Raw genomic sequence first — 17,344 nt, 5'->3', positions numbered from 1 at the left:
GGGAAATTTTTTTAATAAGCACGTTTGAATCGGGAGGAGATCCCTATGTGTACCACATGCGGTTGCGGTGAAGGGGAGCGCAGAATCGAAGGTGACGAGCATCCTGACGCCCACGATCATGACCACCATCACCCTGACCACGCGCAGCATCACGGACGACACGGTCGCCATTCTCACAAACACCAAGACATCTATCATACGCATGCGCATGACCAGCACGACGCAAGTGAAAACACGCCGCGCGACGTGGTGATTCACCATCATCATTACCACCATCAGGGCGATGTTCATCATCATTATTATGGCGGGGCGCCGTTGGGCAATCCGGCGCACGAGGGTCATCGCCACCCCAGTCATGATCAGCGCAAGGGTGCCGAAGCGCCGTTTCAGCCGGCGGTTAATCAGCAGGATCTGCATTATGGGCAAGGGGCTGCCGGCACCCATGCACCAGGTATGGGACAGCAACGGTTGTTGCAGGTTGAAATGGATGTGCTGAGCAAGAATAACCAACTGGCGGAACATAACCGGGAACATTTCAAGGCGCAGAACATTCTGGCGCTGAATCTGGTTTCCAGCCCCGGTTCGGGTAAAACCACGCTGTTGACGACGACGCTGAATCATATCCGTCAGCAGGTGCCGTGTGCGGTGATCGAAGGCGATCAGCAAACCACCCATGATGCGGAACGCATTCGTGCAACGGGCGTGGCCGCGATCCAGGTGAATACCGGCAAGGGCTGTCATCTGGATGCGCAGATGGTGCACGATGCCGCGCACCGCTTATCACTGCCGGATAACAGTCTGCTGTTTATCGAGAATGTCGGCAACCTGGTCTGTCCGGCCGGGTTCGATCTGGGCGAGCGCGCCAAAGTAGCGGTACTGTCAGTGACGGAGGGGGACGATAAACCGCTGAAATATCCTCATATGTTCGCGGCCGCGTCGCTGGTGATTATCAATAAACTCGATCTGCTGCCTTATGTGGATTTTAATCTGGAAGCGTGCGTCGCCAATGCCCGGCGCGTCAACCCGGACATTCAGGTTATCGCCTTGTCCGCCCGCACCGGCGAGGGCATGGACGAATGGCTTGGCTGGCTGGAGGCGCGACGATGTGCCTAGGCATTCCGGGTAAGGTCGTGTCCGTCGGGGACGATATTCATCAGCCTGCGGATGTTGACGTCTGTGGTGTACGCCGCGCGGTGAATATTGCGCTGGTGTGCGAGGATTCGCCCGCCGATCTGGTGGGGCAATGGGTCCTGGTGCATGTCGGTTTTGCCATGAGTCTGCTGGATGAACAGGAGGCGCGGGATACGCTGGAAGCGCTGCAATCCATGCGCGCCGTCGGACTGGAACTGGACGAAATGCGCCAGCGCGGGGAGGACTATGCAATACGTTGATGAATTCCGCGATCCTGAACTGGCCAAAGCGTTACTGCAACGCATTCGGGCGCTGGTGGCGGAGATGCCGCAACTGCGGGAACATCCGCTGCAATTGATGGAAGTGTGCGGCGGGCATACCCACGCTATCTTCAAGTTCGGACTGGATCGGCTGTTGCCGCCGGAAATTGAATTTGTGCATGGTCCGGGCTGTCCGGTATGCGTGTTGCCGATGGGACGTATTGATGCGTGTCTGGAAATCGCCGCGCACCCTGAAGTGATCTTCTGTACCTTCGGCGACGCCATGCGCGTACCGGGACGCAATGGTTCGTTGCAGGATGCGCGTCGTCATGGCGCCGATGTGCGCATGGTCTATTCGCCGCTGGACGCGTTGCAACTGGCCGAGAAAAACCCGGATCGTCAGGTGGTGTTTTTCGGCCTGGGATTTGAAACCACCATGCCGAGCACCGCCCTGACGCTGCAACAGGCCAGACGCCGCAACATCGCCAACTTTACCTTGTTCTGTCAGCACATCACCATTGTTCCGACGCTGCGCAGTTTGCTGATGCAGCCCGATCTGCGCATTGACGGTTTTCTGGCGCCGGGGCATGTGAGCATGGTGATTGGCGCCTATCCTTATCAGGAACTGTGCGATCGGTTCCACAAGCCGTTCGTGGTCACCGGGTTCGAGCCGCTGGATATTTTGCAGGCGCTGCTGATGCTGGTCGGCCAGATCCATGCCGCGCGTTGTGAGGTAGAGAACCAGTATCGGCGTATTGTCCCCGATAGCGGTAACCGGCTGGCTCAGCAGGCGATGGCGGCGGTATTTGAAGCCAAATCCAGCAGCGAATGGCGCGGTCTGGGCGAGATCGCGGATTCCGGTATGCAACTGCGGGAAGCCTATGCCGCTTTTGACGCCGAGCGGCGTTTCAAACCACGACAGCAGTGCGTGGCGGATGATCCGGGATCGCGCTGTGGCGACGTTTTAACCGGGCGTTGCAAACCGGCGGATTGTCCGCTGTTCGCCCGGCGCTGCACGCCGCAGAATGCGATCGGGGCGCTGATGGTTTCCTCCGAAGGGGCGTGTGCGGCTTATTATCAGTATCGGCGGGAGTGTGCCTGAATGAGCGGTGAGACACAGCCAACGGCCTTTTGTTTAAAAGAAACGTTGCCTAAAGAGATTACGCTGGCGCATGGCAGCGGCGGCCGGGCGATGCAGCAGTTGATTGAACAACTGTTTTTACGAGCGTTTGATAATCCGCTGCTGGGGCAGCGTGAAGATCAGGCCAGATTGCCGCTGGCGCTGTTGACGCAGTTGGGCGATCGGCTGGCTTTTACCACCGACAGCTATGTTATCGACCCCATTTTTTTCCCCGGCGGGGATATCGGCAAGCTGGCGGTTTGCGGTACGGCGAACGATATCGCCGTCAGCGGCGCTCAGCCGCGCTATCTTTCCTGCGGTTTTATCATTGAAGAGGGTTTCCCCGGCGCCGATTTGCTGCGCATTGTTGAATCTATGGCCCGAACCGCGCGGGATGCCGGTATTGAGATCGTGACCGGTGATACCAAAGTGGTGCCGCGCGGCGCGGCCGACAAGATTTTTATCAATACGTCCGGGATTGGCGTTATCCCGACCGCGGTGCGCTGGGGCAGTGGCGAGATCCGCCCCGGCGATAAAATTATCGTCAGCGGTACGTTGGGCGATCATGGCGCGACGATCCTTAACCAGCGCGAGCAACTCGGGCTTGAGGCCGAACTGTCGAGCGATTGCGCGGTACTGACGCCGTTGATCGCGCCGCTGCGTGAGATAGCAGGCGTGCGGGCGCTGCGGGATGCGACGCGCGGCGGCGTGACTGCGATCCTGCATGAATATGCGCTGGCCAGCGGCTGGGGTATGGACGTCAATGAAAGCGATTTGCCGCTGAAGCAGACGGTGCGCGGCATCTGCGAAATTCTGGGGCTGGAGGCGCTGAATTTCGCCAACGAAGGCAAACTGGTGCTGGTGGTTTCCGCCGAGTCGGAAGCCCCGGTGCTGACGGCGCTGCGGGCGCACCCGCTGGGTCGCGACGCTGCGACGATTGGCGAGGTCACGGCTGCGCCACAGGTACGGCTGTGCGGGGTTTTTGGGGCGTCGAGGCTGTTGGATCTGCCGCATAATGAACCGATGCCGCGGATATGCTGACCCGGTGGGGTCGCTCGCTATGACGTTATTGCGTCAGTTTATCGCGCCCCCAAAGTACACTTTTTTTCGCATAAAATGAGATGCAGTTCGCGTGAACATGACAAAAACCGGCATTGAGATCCGCGTAACAGGCAAAGTGCAGGGGGTAGGGTTTCGGCCTTATGTCTGGCAACTGGCCCATCGGTTCAGTCTGCGCGGTAATGTCTGTAATGACGGCGCGGGCGTGCTGATTCATCTCTATCCGTCAGAAAACGTCGCGCGTTTTCTGACGGAACTGCCCGCCAGGTGTCCGCCGCTCGCGCACATCGACGGCATAACCTGCCAGCCGTGGCGATGGGCGACCCCACCCACCGCATTTGTGATTGAGCACAGCGGCGCCGGGCGGATGGATACGCAGGTGGCGCCGGATGCGGCCACCTGTGAAACCTGTCGGCAAGAACTCAACGATCCCGCTAATCGCCGTTATCACTATCCGTTTATCAACTGCACCCACTGTGGCCCGCGCTTTACCATTATTCGCCAAATGCCCTATGACCGGCCGTTGACTTCAATGGCGGCTTTTCCGCTGTGCAGCCAATGCCTGGCGGAGTATCAACATCCGGCGGACAGACGTTTTCATGCTCAGCCGAACGCCTGCCCGCAGTGTGGCCCGCAAGTCTGGTTGGTGGAGGATGTTGCAAACCGGCGGGCAGAAGGGCATGAGGCTATCCGGCTGGCCGCCAACGCGTTGCTGGCGGGAAAAATCGTCGCGATTAAGGGGCTGGGCGGTTTTCATCTGGCGTGCGATGCCACCTGTTCGCGGGCGGTACAGCGTCTGCGTCGGCGCAAACATCGTCCCGGCAAGCCGCTGGCGGTGATGCTGCCGGCGATGGGCTGGCTCAAGGCATGCGCCGCCGTGGAGGATATTTCCGCCGCGCAGCGGTTGCTGAAAAGCTCGGCGGCGCCCATTGTCTTACTGCCGTTACGTCAGAACGGGCCGTTGTCTGAGTGGGTGGCGCCCGGCCTATCGGAAGTCGGGGTGATGCTGCCCGCGAATCCCTTACAGCATCTGTTAATGGCGCAGGTTAACCGGCCGTTGGTCATGACGTCCGGTAACGCCGGCGGCAAACCGCCGGCGTTGACGAATATACAGGCGACGGAGCAGCTTGGCGGCATTGCCGATCTGTGGCTACTGCATAACCGGGATATTGTGCAACGCGCCGATGATTCGCTGGTCAGGCTGCATCCGCACAAAACGGAGATGCTACGCCGCGCCCGCGGCTATGTGCCGGATGCCTTGCCGTTGCCGCCGGGATTTGCCGGGCAGGACGCGTTGCTGGCGATGGGAGCGGACCTGAAGAATACGTTTTGCTTGCTGCGTAAGGAAAACGCGATCCTCAGCCAGCATCTTGGCGATCTGGCGGACAGCGACATAGAGGAGCAATTTCGCCAGTCCGTCGCGCTGTTTGAAGATATTTACCATTTTGTTCCGCGGGCGATAGTGGTGGATGCACATCCAGGTTATATCAGCCATCAATGGGGAAAGGCGTTGGCGCGGCAGCGGCAGATCCCCTGTATCGAGGTGTTACACCATCACGCGCACATTGTGGCCTGTATGGGCGAGCATCAGTGGCCGCGCGATGCCGGGCCGGTTGTCGGGCTGGCGCTGGACGGCATCGGGTTTGGCGCCGACGGCGCGTGGTGGGGCGGGGAGTGTCTGCTGGCGGATTATGCGCAATGTCAGCCTATCGGCGGCCTCCCGGCGGTGGCTTTGCCCGGCGGCGATCTGGCGGCGCGTCAGCCGTGGCGCAATCTGCTGGCGCAATGGCTGCGGTTTGTGCCCGACTGGTCTTCATTACCCGAAGCCGCCGCCATTCCTGAACGTTCGTCGGTCTTACTCCGCAAGGCGATTGAACGCGGCATTAATGCGCCATCGGCGTCGTCAGCCGGGCGGCTGTTTGACGCTGTTGCGGCGGCGTGCGGATTTGCTTCCCTCAGTCAGAGTTGGGAAGGCGAGGCTGCCTGCTGGCTGGAATCCCTGGCCTGGCGGAGTCGGCAGCGACAACCGCCGGTAACGTTGCCCCTACAGGCGGACGGCGGACTGGATCTGACTACTTTCTGGCGGGAGTGGCTGGCCTATCGCGCCACTCCCGCCGATAAAGCGTATGCGTTCCATTATGCACTGGCTCAGGGTTTCGCAGCGTTGGCCTGGCGTACGGCGGAACAGCATGGCATCAAGACCGTGGCGTTGTCCGGCGGGGTGATGCACAACCGCCTGCTCTCGTTACTACTGCATCGGCAACTGAAGGGGTTAACCGTATTACAACCACAATGCTTGCCCGCCGGCGACGGCGGTTTGTCGCTGGGACAGGCGCTGATAGCGGCGGCGCGATGCGTGGGCTAAGCGGAATGCATTCAGCGAACGCCGATCGTTTCATATAGCGTTATCAATCGGAGTGAATAGTCGTTATACGATGATGTAACAAATAATTTTCAGAATGATTATTTGATTTTGGGCGTTTTTTCAGGTGAAAAATATTACGCCCTAATCACTATTACAGAATGGCGTCCGCAGTCTATGCGATATTGTTTTACGCCTTCCGATGTGAAGATTTGTTTTTCTACGCACGGGTTATATTTTTATGTTTAGTGGGTTGTTTTTGAAATATTTTTTATTGGTGTCTGAAATATAATTCTGATTTATTTATTGTCGTCAGGAAAGCTATTTCATATCATTTAAAATTATTTTTAGTAGAAATATATTGATTTGAATAAAATATAGAAAATAATAATAATGTTCGGAAATAATGAAAATTTGTGATCCCTTTAACAAAATAAATATGTTATGTTTATTTTGTTATGGAATGGTCTTTATATTGGGTAGGGCTAAAAAAACTCAAAAATTAGAAGATGTTTTTATTCATTGTTTCAATTTTTTTGTTTTCTCTCAGGGCCAACGGAATAGATAAAGACTACGACAGGGAGTGATCGCATTATGCCATCTTCAGGGCACGATTATAAAACGGGATACATACTGAGTATCTGTAGTATCGCAGCGCTTGGCGGTATCTTGTTCGGTTATGACACTGCGGTAATATCCGGCGCCATAGGTTCCCTAACGGCTTATTTCCACTTGACGCCTGGAGAAATCGGATGGGCGGTTTCTTCTGTTATCGCGGGATGCGTTATCGGCGCCTTTTGGGCCAGTTCGCTGACGAAACGATACGGACGCAAAAAGTCACTGATGCTGTCCGCGCTGCTGTTTACGATATCGGCGATAGGCGCCTCTCTCGCAATGGCGTTCAGTCATTTCGTGATCTTTCGTATTATTGGCGGGGTTGCCGTGGGGCTGGCGGCGACGGTATCTCCCATGTATATGTCGGAAATCTCACCTAAGAATATGCGGGGACGGGCGCTGAGTATGCAGCAGTTCGCCATCGTTTTCGGTCAAATTTTAATCTTTTTTGTCAACTACAAGATCGCCAGTATTGCAACGGAGGCATGGCTGGTTGAACTGGGGTGGCGCTATATGTTTGCCGCCGGCATCCTGCCTTGCCTCTTGTTTTGTATCCTTGTGTTTTTAATTCCTGAGTCTCCCCGCTGGTGCATGCTGGTCGGGAGAGAGAAAGAGGCGTTGGCTATCTTGACGCGTCTCTCAAATGCCGAACATGCGCAAAATCTGATGCAGGAAATCAAGGATTCCATGATAGATGACGATAAGAAACACCGTCAGAAATTCGATCTGAAAGATAAAAAAATACGTTATATCCTGATGCTGGGCTGCATGATCGCAGTGTTGCAACAGGTCACCGGGGTCAACGTCATGATGTATTATGCCCCGATGGTGCTGCGGGAAGTCACGGGCAACGCCCAGGAAGCTTTGTTCCAGACGATCTGGATCGGGGTTATCCAATTGGTTGGCTCCATTATCGGCGCTATGATCATGGATAAAATGGGGCGTCTGACGTTAATGAAGCTGGGAACCTTGGGCGCAATAATCGGATTATTGATCACGTCTAATGCCTTATACACCCAGTCCACCGGTTATTTCGCGCTGTTCGGCATGCTTTTCTTTATGATTTTCTACGCGTTGTCGTGGGGCGTCGGCGCCTGGGTATTGATTTCAGAAGTTTTCCCTAATCATATGCGTTCTCAGGGGATGAGTATCTCCGTTGGCTGCATGTGGATAGCGAATTTCGTGGTATCACAGGGGTTCCCGATGATTAACGAAAATCCTTATCTCTACTCCACTTTCCATGGGGCCTTCCCAATGTGGATTTTCGCAGGATGCTGTGTTGTCTGCTACTGGTTCATCTGCCGTTATATTCCTGAAACCAAAGGCGTATCTCTGGAGAAAATGGAACAGGTGGTGCTGGAAAAATATTACCGGCGTCAAACGGCACAGGGACAAATAACGAAACGCCGAATGGAAGACAAAGCCTGAAGAATCAATCCCCGAAAAATATTGTTTGAAGGGAATATCGGTCTGCAACCCTGCGATCGGCGTTTTTTGTCGTCATCGACGGATCAAACTGGATGATAAAACAATTCATGACTAAAGCGCTGCTCGTTTTTTCAATGAGACTCGAAAGCGTTATTCCGTCTACCGGCAGAAAGTCTAGGTCATTCTGAGCGGAGCGGGTTATAACCGGGCCCGGTTGAATAACGACCGGGCATATAGAGTGAATAGAGAACTTCACTATCTGCCGATTTACAGCCTGAATCTGAACGCGATAGAACGCTTATGGAAAGTGATGAATGAGCACGCGCGAAATAATCGCTATCTTTCGAAAAATAACCGGGAATTTCGGGATGGCATAGTTAATTTCTTTGCGACCACGCTGCCGGAAATAGCGGACTCATCGACAACCCAAATTTACGATCGTTTTCAGGGGCTCAATTTGCATCTTAAGGTTTATTGGATATGAAATATTATCAACAGGAGTGATTAAACATGTATAGCGTAAGAAATGATATTCAATGGGCGATTGCGCCAATTGGCTGGCGTAATGATGATCTCCCTGAGATTGGCAAGGAAAATACGTATAAGCAGATTTTGAGTGATGCGAAAATTGCGGGTTTTTCAGGTACGGAAGTCGGGGGATGTTATCCGAATGATCCGGCGGAGCTGAATAAAGAACTGGCTTTGCGCGAAATGCGGATCGCCGCGCAATGGTTCTCTTCTTATATCATTCGCGACGGAGTCGAGACGGCCAAACAAGAATTTGAAAAACATTGCGCCTACCTGGAAGCGGTCGGTGCCGCGGTAGCGGTTGTTTCTGAGCAAACCTACAGTATCCAGGGCACGGATAAATGTGTCTATACCGACAAACCGGATTTTTCGGACAATGAATGGGCGCAGCTCTGCCAGGGACTGAATGAACTGGGTAATGTGGCGCGGAGTCATGGAATGAAGCTGGCGTATCACCACCATATGGGAACGGGCGTGCAGACTCAGGAAGAGGTGGATCGCCTGATGAAGGAAACCGATCCGCGCAGTGTCCATCTGTTATTTGATACCGGCCATATCTATGTATCCGATGGCGTAGTTATGCCCCTGCTACAGAAACATATTGATCGTATCGCGCATGTACATTTCAAAGATGTGCGTAATGAAAATCTGCGACTTTGCATTGAAAGCCATAAATCTTTTCTGAATTCTTTCCTGAACGGCATGTTTACTGTCCCTGGCGATGGGGACATCGATTTTAAAGACGTGTTGAGTTTCCTGATAAGTCAGCAATATCGCGGTTGGATAGTTGTAGAGGCGGAACAGGATCCGAAAATTTACAACCCGCTGGAATATGCCATTAAAGGGCGTCAGCACATTAGCGCGTTATTGCAAGCATATATTTAATTCAATTAATGAGGTAAATCATCATGACTTTAAAAGCAGGTATTGTCGGTATTGGCAAAATCGGCAGCGATCATTTAAGAAGACTGGCTTACACCATTTCCGGCGTTGATGTGGCGGCGGTGAGCGATGTTGTGCCGGGACGCGCGAAGGTCGCGCTGGATGCATTCAACATTAACGCCAAAGATTATAACGATTACCGGGATCTTATTAACGATAAAGACGTTGAGGTGGTGGTGATTACCGCCTCCAATGAATCTCATGCCGATATCGCGGTGGCGGCGTTGAATGCCAATAAATATGTGTTCTGTGAAAAACCGCTGGCCGTCACAGCGCGGGATTGCCAGCGCGTGATAGAAGCGGAACGCATGGCGGGCAAACGGATGCTGCAAGTCGGCTTTATGCGCCGCTACGACGCCGGTTATGTACAACTGAAGAATATTATCGACAGTCAGGCGATCGGTCTGCCGCTCATGGTGCATGGCCGTCACTACAACGCCAGCACCGTACCGGAATATAAAACGCCGCAGGCGATTTATGAAACGCTTATCCATGAAATCGATGTCATGCACTGGCTGCTGGATGACGATTATAAAAGCGTCAAGGTCTACTTCCCGCGCCAATCCAGTCTGGTGACCAGCGACAATGGCAAGCTGCGTGATCCGCAAGTCGTGGTGATGGAAACCACGAAAGGGATCACCATCGTGGTTGAAGTCTTTGTCAACTCACAATATGGCTACGATATTCATTGCGACGTCACCTGTGAAAAAGGAATGGCGGAATTGCCGACCGTCGCCAGCGTCGCCGTGCGCAGTGCGGCCAAGTACAGCACCGACATTCTGGTTGATTGGAAAGAACGCTTTATCGAAGCGTATGACATTCAATTCCAGGACTTCTTTGATCGTCTTAACGCCCAGCAACCCCCAGCCGGTCCGACTGCTTGGGATGGTTATCTCGCCGCTGTCACGGCCGATGCCTGTGTGAAATCACAGGAGACGGGCCATACGGAACGGATTGAATTACCGGAAAAAATCGCTTTCTATAAATGAGTTGTTCGAAAGGATGGGTGAATACCCATCCTGTTTCTTCATCATCAACCAGAGTATTCCTCCCTATAAATGGCGGATGTATTATCACAAGGTCGCCGAGCAATGGTTTTTTGTCGAACGAGAGATGACCAGATGTGTGATGACCTGAAACAACAGGTGTTGCAGGGTTACTTCGGGAGGGGGGAGTATCACAACAATCTGGCTTTTATTTACTCGTGTTTTTTATATTTCAAAAATATGCAGATTCAGACTATTAACAATATTTAATAATCCATATTCTGGTATCAATTTTATAACAACAAAGATATTTTTATTTTCAATGTATTGAAATTAAATACTATAAATTATTCTGCCTGGCGATTTTTAGCGCTTAATCCTGATGGGCAGGTTAACAAAAATAAGTTTTTTTGCTACCCATTAATTCAGTTTTCCATTATTCATATTAGCTTATTGATAATTAAAAGTGGCTGTCATTTAATTCGCTATATTGTTTTTGATGGGGCCCGTTAATGAATATCGATCTGACGCCATACTATGCTCAGCCAGGCGAACAACCCTTTGTTTCGCGCCGTATGGCTATGCCCTGGCGCAATCATGTGCCGCTTTCACCTGAACAGATTCCTGCCAGTTGGCAGGCATTGAAACAGCAAATTTTACCTGCTCGTAAGCGCTTGCTGTATTTGCATATTCCTTTCTGCGCGACACACTGTACGTTCTGCGGTTTCTATCAAAATAAATTGCGTGCCGACAGCACCGAAATCTATACCCGCTACCTGTTGCAGGAGCTGGCGATGGAAGCGGACAGCCCGCTGCATCAGTCGGCGCCGATTCATGCCGTCTATTTTGGCGGCGGCACGCCAACCGCGTTGGCGGCCAAAGAGTTGGCGCAGATAATTAGCGCCATTCGTACATCGTTGCCGCTGGCGCCTGACTGTGAGATTACGGTGGAGGGCAGGGCGCTGGATTTTGATGATGAGCGGATCGATGCCTGTCTGGACGCGGGAGCCAACCGTTTTTCCATTGGCATCCAGACGTTTGATAGCCGTATTCGCCAGCGCATGGCGCGCACCTCGAATAAACAGCAGTCAATCCGCTTTCTGGAGCGGCTCTGCCGGCACGATCGCGCGGCGGTAGTGTGCGACCTGATGTTCGGTCTACCGGGACAGACACCGGAACTCTGGCGGGAAGATCTGGCGATCGTCAGCAGTCTGCCGCTGGATGGCGTAGATCTTTATGCCCTGAATCTGCTTCCCACCACGCCGTTGGCAAAGGCGGCGGAAAAGCAGCGGGTCGAACTGCCGGATGTCATCGCCCGGCGCGATTTTTATCGTACCGGCGCGGCGTTTCTGGCTGACTCAGGCTGGCATCAACTCAGTAACAGTCATTGGGCCAGAACGACGCGGGAGCGTAATTTGTACAACCTGTTGATTAAGCAAGGTGCGGATTGTCTGGCGATGGGCTGCGGCGCGGGGGGCAACCTGAACGGTCAGGCTTATATGATGGAACGCAATCTGGACCGTTATTACCAGACGTTGGAGCAGGGACAGAAACCCATCATGATGATGACCCCCGCCAACCCAATTGGCCCGTGGCATCACCAGCTTCAGGCGGGAATTGAAGTGGGACGGATCGTATTGCCGCAGCTAACGCGCCGCGCCGATGAACTTCAGCCGTTGCTGAGCCAATGGCACCGCGCGGGATTGGTCCGCGACGACTCCACCTGCCTGCGCTTGACCGATGATGGCCGCTTCTGGGCGAATAATCTGATGCAGGCGCTACAACAAATTATTCCGCAACTGAATGCTGAAAAATCCACTCACTAGAGGAAACTTGCCCATGACATTGCAGGATTTACTCGCCGCCAACCCGGATGGCACGCTGGAAGAGATTGCCAGCCAGTATGAGACCTCGCTGCTCGACGTGGTTAAGGCGCTGCCGGCGGCGCAGCGCACGCTTGTCGCGGGCGATCGGTTTGACCACGTGTGGGAAGCCATTGCCGGGTGGGGCGAAGTCACGTTAATCAGCCATACGGTCGATGCGATTCTGGAATTCAAAAGCGCGTTGCCAACGGGAACGCACCGCCACGGCTATTTCAACCTGCGCGGTAAAAATGGACTCAGCGGACATATTCGCGCCGTTAACTGCCGGCACATTGCCTTCATAACGCGTAAGTTCATGGGGGTGGACACCGCTTCTGTGGTGTTTTTTAATACCGAAGGCGCGGCGATGTTTAAAATCTTTCTCGGCCGGGATAGTCATCGCCAGCTGTTAACCTCGCAGCTTGATGCCTTCCATGCGTTGGCGAGTGAATAACATTGGCAGTGGAATAACAATAGGAGCGAATATGGCGTGGCTACTTTTTGGAGCAGGTCAAGGGGTGGGAGCCTGTTTATTACAGCGCGCCATTGAGTGTGAACAGCAGGTCGTGTTGGTGCTGCGCAATGCTCAACAGGCCGAGCACTGGCGCGGGCAGGGAATCAATGTCGTGCAGGGGGATGCCTGTGATGCTGACGTCGTGGCGCAAGCCTGCCGACAGGCGGGGGAGTCCGCGATTGTGATCTCGACGATGGGAGGCGGCGACGTCAATTATCAGGGACACCGGACGGTAATTGACGGTGCGGAGCTGGCGGGCATCAAGCGCATGTTGCTGGTGACGTCACTGGGCTGCGGCGACAGTTGGCCGCAATTATCGGCGCGCGCGAAAGCGGCATTCGGTTTGGCCGTGCGTGAAAAATCACTGGCGGAATGCTGGTTGCAGACCAGTACGCTGGATCACTGCATTGTACGGCCCGGCGGCCTGCTGGATGTGGTTGCCACGCATAATGCCAAACTGACACAAGGGGCGGCCACGCTGGGTCTGGTGTCGCGACAGGACGTGGCGCTGGTGATCGATCGGCTTTTGCAGCAGCCGGTATTCGGCAATCAAATTTATAACCTCATCGATCCTGAACTAGAACTTCCCGCTATGGCATAACCCGCTTGGCGCCCTGCGAGCCAAATCCGATGATCATGCGGGGAAAGCAGGGTGGCCACGGTCTGAAAAGTTCGTACCAGAAACAAGACTACCAGGTCAACGCGGTAGCCGACGATCCGCCATCGCGGGTGCGGGATGTGAAGATGGATTCACCCGCAGCGGTAATGTTCCGTTCCGTTTTTTGCCAGGCGGTGACGTTATTCTCACAAAGTATCAAAAGATTTTGTGTCATAGCCATCGGTGTAGTGGGTACTGGGATCGGTGGAGACTCTGGCATCAAAGAGTTTATGGGATTGGGTCGCATAGATATGTGAAACCAGATCGTTCCCAATAGTCGGCAAGTGCTGTTTAGCCAATTTATGGTTAATGGTATCGGTATCCATTGGCTTAATCTTACTCAATCTATTGCGGTCACTGCTGCTAACCTCGCGCGCTTTGTACTCTTCGCTGCGGTAATGCGCAACCACGTCCTGTAATGGGGTTTGTTGTCCCGTTCTGGCGTCTTGTAGAAATGCCTGATCAAAGGTGCTTGCACTGGGTTTATGCGGCCAAGGGTCCACCACGACGGTGTTGCTGTCACCCCACTGTGAGGAGCGGCGATCGCCGAGCAGTATGAATTCATGGTTGCCGCCCTGCGGGAGACTGGTGCGCAGGCGGTATATCGGCGCGTCGGTGCGTCCTTGCAGCGCCACCGCCGCGACGCTGGCGCTCACCGGACAGTTGCCGCCCTGAAATTTCTGGGCGCGTTTTAACTGGTTGATGGTCGCGCCCCCGGAATAGGCATCGGAAGCCAGATGGTTCCGCGCCCAGCTTTCGCCATATGACTCGCTGATGTCCTGGATTTGGTTGCCCGCGCCGGCATGCAACACGTTTTTCACAACCTTATTGGCCCAGGCTGCGTCGGCTAACGCATCCATTGTGCTCGATTTGACCTGAACCGTTCGATACTGATATTGACTCAGCCCCAGGCTTTGAGCCGAGTAACTCTGGTGAATTTTAGTAGACGAATGGTTATCTGCCTCCAGCGCGTTCCATGTATGAGAACTTGATGAGGAACTTCCGCTGGAAAATAGACTGCTGAACCGGTTCATTTTTACTCCTGTATGATCGAATTTTTGCGATTGAAATTGAGTAGGGGATGGATATTGTCTGGGATAAGGTTTTTGGCATCCGGCTTTCTGAGCTTTTTCTGACTTCTGTCAGCCAGCCAAGCACGCAGCGATGTGGCTTCTTCAATAAAGGCTTCAACGAGTTTGAAGCTATCCGCGCTATTCAACTCAGCTAAAGGTTGGCGCGTGGAAAGCACGACGCTATGGGTGTCCTTATCCAGACCAATGACTAATACCGGATGGACGCGGTTAAATGAATTGGACGCCAGCAGGGTATAAAGCGTTTGTTTATCAATGTCCCGATCCAACTCACTGACGGCGCAAACGATATTGAGGTATCCCGCCTGGCTGCCAATGAAATGGATATCAATATCGTCTTCAACAGTCATGATATATACCTCATGGCCTGTTGCTTCAGCCGATGACGCGTCGATACCGTATTGTTGCAACAGCGCACGCATGACCCGGTGGAACATATTGCCGACTTTCATTTTTCCCCTCCATTGATAAGTAAGTGGCAGGAGATCAAAAAGCGTTCCATAAAAATAGGATGAACAACCGGCCGGCCGGATAAGCGTTATCCGTCACGATGGCGCGTCAATAGCACGAACGAGCCGATTGACAGCGCGTAACAGATCACAATCGCCAGCGTCATGGACAGCGTTGACGTTCCATTCAATCCGGTCAGCGGCACGCTTATCGCTCCCAGCGTAAACATACTGACGCCAAGCAATGCGGAGGCGCTGCCCGCCTTATTTCCCTGGAGCTGCATGGCCAGCGACGATGCGGTGGGGCCGACAATCCCGATAATGATAATCGAGAAGAACAACGGCGCCAGCAGCCAGACCAGCGGCGCTTGCAGATAACCCGCCAGCAGTAACAGCAGGGAGGATATCGCCGCAATCGCCAAACCCAGCTTAAGCACCCGGATTTCTCCCCATTGCTGGCTCAGACGCGCCGAAATCTGGGCGGATATGATCAATCCCACGCCGTTAATGGCGAAGCACAGGCTGAACATTTGCGGGCTGAGCTGATAAATATTCTGTAGGACAAAAGGGGATGCGCCGATATAGGCAAACATGCCGGCACCGGCGAACCCCTGTACCAGACAGAGCCCCATAAACTGACGTTCGGACAGCAGACTGCCCAGGGAAGAGAGTAATGCGCCCACCCCGCCCACGGCCCGTCGCTGCGGGGGAAGGGTTTCGTGCAAACGCAAGGCGGAAAGCGTGAGTAATAAGATGGCAATGGCAGCCAGCGTAATAAAAATACCCCGCCAGTCCATGATAGTAAGTAGTGTGCCGCCGAGAACGGGCGCAAGGATCGGCGCAAGGCCATTGATCAGCATCAGCAGAGCGAAAAAGCGGGTTAATTCATGACCTGAGTAGAGATCGCGGGCGATAGCTCTGGATAATACCGCGCCGCCCGCACCCGCCATACCTTGAAAAAAACGCGCCGCAATCAGTTGATTAATGTTTGGCGCCAGCGCGCACCAGACGGAGGCGGCCAGAAACAGCAGCAGCGAACAGAGCAGCGGACGCCTGCGGCCCAGCTTGTCGCTCAACGGCCCAAAGACCAATTGCCCGGCCCCAAGCCCCAGCAGACCGGCCGTCAGGCTGAGTTGAGATGCGGAGGTAGACGTCGATAGTTCGTGAGCCAGTTCCGGCAAGGCGGGAAGATAAAGGTCGGTACAAAGCGGGCCGAGGGCGGCCAAAAGCCCTAAAACGAGTGCGTAGCCCAGATGGGAGGGTGAAGTCATCGCATTAGCCATTGGATATGGGTTCAGAAAAAACGTGGTTAAAAATGCGCTGATAGCGCTGGCGTAATCCCTCTGGCTGCGTTTTCTGCGCGGCTACCGCGCGGAAATGAGCACCCTCCGGCAATACCGTCATCAGCTTACCTTGTGCGGCGATTTGACCTGACGAACCCGTGCGGTTAACCCTTTCAGAAAGTAGCGCAGGATTTGATCGCCACAGGCGCGGTAATTTTTATGATCCGGCGAGCGCATCATGGCCGTCAGTTCCGGCTGAGAGACTCTGAAATTCTGGGCGGCCAGTATTTCCTGAATATCCGTGGTTTTCAGCGAGAACGCGACGCGCAGTTTTTTCAGGATGATGTTATTGGTGATTTTACGCTCGACCTGGAGCGCGGGCTGGTTTTCGCTTTTGCCGCGTTTTTGCAGAATCAGGCCGTTGAGAAAATAGCTCATCACAATGTCGGGACACGGCTGGTAGCCAGGTTCATCTTCTTTTTTCACATAGCTTGCCAGTTGCTGGGCCGGCACGGTCATTTCCACCAGCGCCAGGATCGCCAGCAGGTGATCGTTATTTAAGTTCAGCATATAGCGTACGCTACGCAGCACATCGTTGTTCATCATTGTGACTCTTCAAGGTGGGGTAATGGAAAATGAGGGTGGACTATAATCATAGATAGGCAAAGTAACTCTCTGAAACTGGAATAGTTAACTGGGTTATGTTTAATGTATCACGCTTTTTGCGACAGGATCGCCGCCAGCAATCCCGGAAAGCGCGCTTCCATTTCAACGTGGCGTAATTGGTTCATATGGGTCGTGCCGACATTGGTGGTGTGAATCAGGCCCGCGTCACGCAGTACCCGAAAGTGGTGAGAAACGCTGGATTTGGGGCGGCCGCCATCCAGCTCGCCACAGGTGGCTTCGCCGAGCAGCGCCAGATGCCGGACGATCTCCATGCGCACGGGATCGCTCAAGGCGTAAAGTACGCGTTCAAGGATGAACTCGTCGGTCGTCGGGTGCTTAAAAGGTCTCATGCAGGAATTATAATGAGTCGGTTGTTTAAAATCCATTGTT

The 17,344-nt window shown here is 53.8% G+C and carries 16 protein-coding genes and 1 pseudogene; 12 read left to right on the top strand and 5 right to left on the bottom strand.

Going from position 1 to position 17,344, the window contains the following annotated elements:
* Positions 1-45: 45 nt before the first annotated feature.
* From hypB to EH207_RS11615, 12 genes and pseudogenes are all read left to right on the top strand, one after another.
* Positions 46-1,113, top strand: coding sequence for a hydrogenase nickel incorporation protein HypB (gene hypB / locus EH207_RS11670; RefSeq protein ID WP_137714139.1), 1,068 nt, complete (start codon positions 46-48; stop codon positions 1,111-1,113).
* Entirely contained in the window at positions 1,104-1,391 is a 288-nt protein-coding gene (gene hybG / locus EH207_RS11665) for a hydrogenase maturation factor HybG (protein WP_137714138.1), read from the top strand. Before hypB ends, hybG begins: the two co-directional genes overlap by 10 nt.
* Positions 1,378-2,493, top strand: coding sequence for a hydrogenase formation protein HypD (gene hypD / locus EH207_RS11660; protein WP_137714137.1), 1,116 nt, complete (start codon positions 1,378-1,380; stop codon positions 2,491-2,493). The genes hybG and hypD overlap by 14 nt, the downstream gene beginning before the upstream one ends.
* Positions 2,494-3,552, top strand: coding sequence for a hydrogenase expression/formation protein HypE (gene hypE, locus EH207_RS11655; RefSeq protein WP_137714136.1), 1,059 nt, complete (start codon positions 2,494-2,496; stop codon positions 3,550-3,552).
* Positions 3,553-3,649: 97 nt separating this feature from the next.
* Positions 3,650-5,935, top strand: coding sequence for a carbamoyltransferase HypF (gene hypF / locus EH207_RS11650; protein WP_137715334.1), 2,286 nt, complete (start codon positions 3,650-3,652; stop codon positions 5,933-5,935).
* Positions 5,936-6,526: 591 nt separating this feature from the next.
* Positions 6,527-7,975 carry a sugar porter family MFS transporter gene (locus EH207_RS11645; RefSeq protein WP_137714135.1) on the top strand — a complete coding sequence of 483 codons (1,449 nt, stop codon included), beginning with the start codon at positions 6,527-6,529 and terminating at the stop codon, positions 7,973-7,975.
* Positions 7,976-8,102: 127 nt separating this feature from the next.
* Positions 8,103-8,459 (top strand): annotated as a pseudogene (locus EH207_RS18405) (transposase); the annotation flags it as partial.
* Positions 8,460-8,485: 26 nt separating this feature from the next.
* Positions 8,486-9,388 (top strand): myo-inosose-2 dehydratase, encoded by a 903-nt coding sequence (gene iolE, locus EH207_RS11635; RefSeq protein WP_137714133.1) that lies wholly within the window; start codon positions 8,486-8,488, stop codon positions 9,386-9,388.
* A 23-nt stretch (positions 9,389-9,411) separates the two neighbouring features.
* Positions 9,412-10,434: an inositol 2-dehydrogenase IolG1 gene (iolG1, locus tag EH207_RS11630; protein WP_137714132.1), complete on the top strand. Its 1,023-nt coding sequence runs from the start codon at positions 9,412-9,414 to the stop codon at positions 10,432-10,434.
* Positions 10,435-10,943: 509 nt separating this feature from the next.
* A complete protein-coding gene (gene hutW / locus EH207_RS11625) occupies positions 10,944-12,257 on the top strand; it encodes a heme anaerobic degradation radical SAM methyltransferase ChuW/HutW (protein WP_137714131.1) in 1,314 nt (437 codons plus the stop codon).
* A gap of 13 nt (positions 12,258-12,270) precedes the next feature.
* The gene (hutX, locus tag EH207_RS11620; RefSeq protein WP_246048885.1) at positions 12,271-12,747 is read left to right on the top strand and encodes a heme utilization cystosolic carrier protein HutX; all 477 of its coding nucleotides are present in this window, start codon (positions 12,271-12,273) and stop codon (positions 12,745-12,747) included.
* 31 nt (positions 12,748-12,778) lie between these two features.
* On the top strand, positions 12,779-13,408 hold the full coding sequence (locus tag EH207_RS11615; RefSeq protein WP_137714129.1) for an NAD(P)H-binding protein: 630 nt from the start codon (positions 12,779-12,781) through the stop codon (positions 13,406-13,408).
* A 203-nt stretch (positions 13,409-13,611) separates the two neighbouring features.
* Here EH207_RS11615 and EH207_RS11610 read toward each other — a convergent pair whose 3' ends face one another.
* The 5 genes from EH207_RS11610 to EH207_RS11590 form a co-directional block, all read right to left on the bottom strand.
* Complete coding sequence (locus EH207_RS11610) at positions 13,612-14,499, bottom strand: hypothetical protein (RefSeq protein WP_137714128.1); 888 nt, start codon at positions 14,497-14,499, stop codon at positions 13,612-13,614.
* Positions 14,500-14,501: 2 nt separating this feature from the next.
* Positions 14,502-15,008 carry a CesT family type III secretion system chaperone gene (locus EH207_RS11605; RefSeq protein ID WP_137714127.1) on the bottom strand — a complete coding sequence of 169 codons (507 nt, stop codon included), beginning with the start codon at positions 15,006-15,008 and terminating at the stop codon, positions 14,502-14,504.
* Between the two features lie 86 nt (positions 15,009-15,094).
* Positions 15,095-16,276, bottom strand: a complete 1,182-nt coding sequence (locus tag EH207_RS11600) for a multidrug effflux MFS transporter (protein ID WP_246048884.1) — start codon at positions 16,274-16,276, stop codon at positions 15,095-15,097.
* Positions 16,277-16,408: 132 nt separating this feature from the next.
* Positions 16,409-16,894: a YehS family protein gene (locus EH207_RS11595; protein ID WP_137714125.1), complete on the bottom strand. Its 486-nt coding sequence runs from the start codon at positions 16,892-16,894 to the stop codon at positions 16,409-16,411.
* A 107-nt stretch (positions 16,895-17,001) separates the two neighbouring features.
* On the bottom strand, positions 17,002-17,304 hold the full coding sequence (locus tag EH207_RS11590; protein ID WP_137714124.1) for an ArsR/SmtB family transcription factor: 303 nt from the start codon (positions 17,302-17,304) through the stop codon (positions 17,002-17,004).
* Positions 17,305-17,344 lie beyond the last annotated feature (40 nt).

Origin of the sequence: Brenneria rubrifaciens (genome assembly GCF_005484945.1) — a bacterium.
Lineage (GTDB): Bacteria > Pseudomonadota > Gammaproteobacteria > Enterobacterales > Enterobacteriaceae > Brenneria > Brenneria rubrifaciens.
This window is presented reverse-complemented; position numbering and strand designations above follow the sequence as displayed.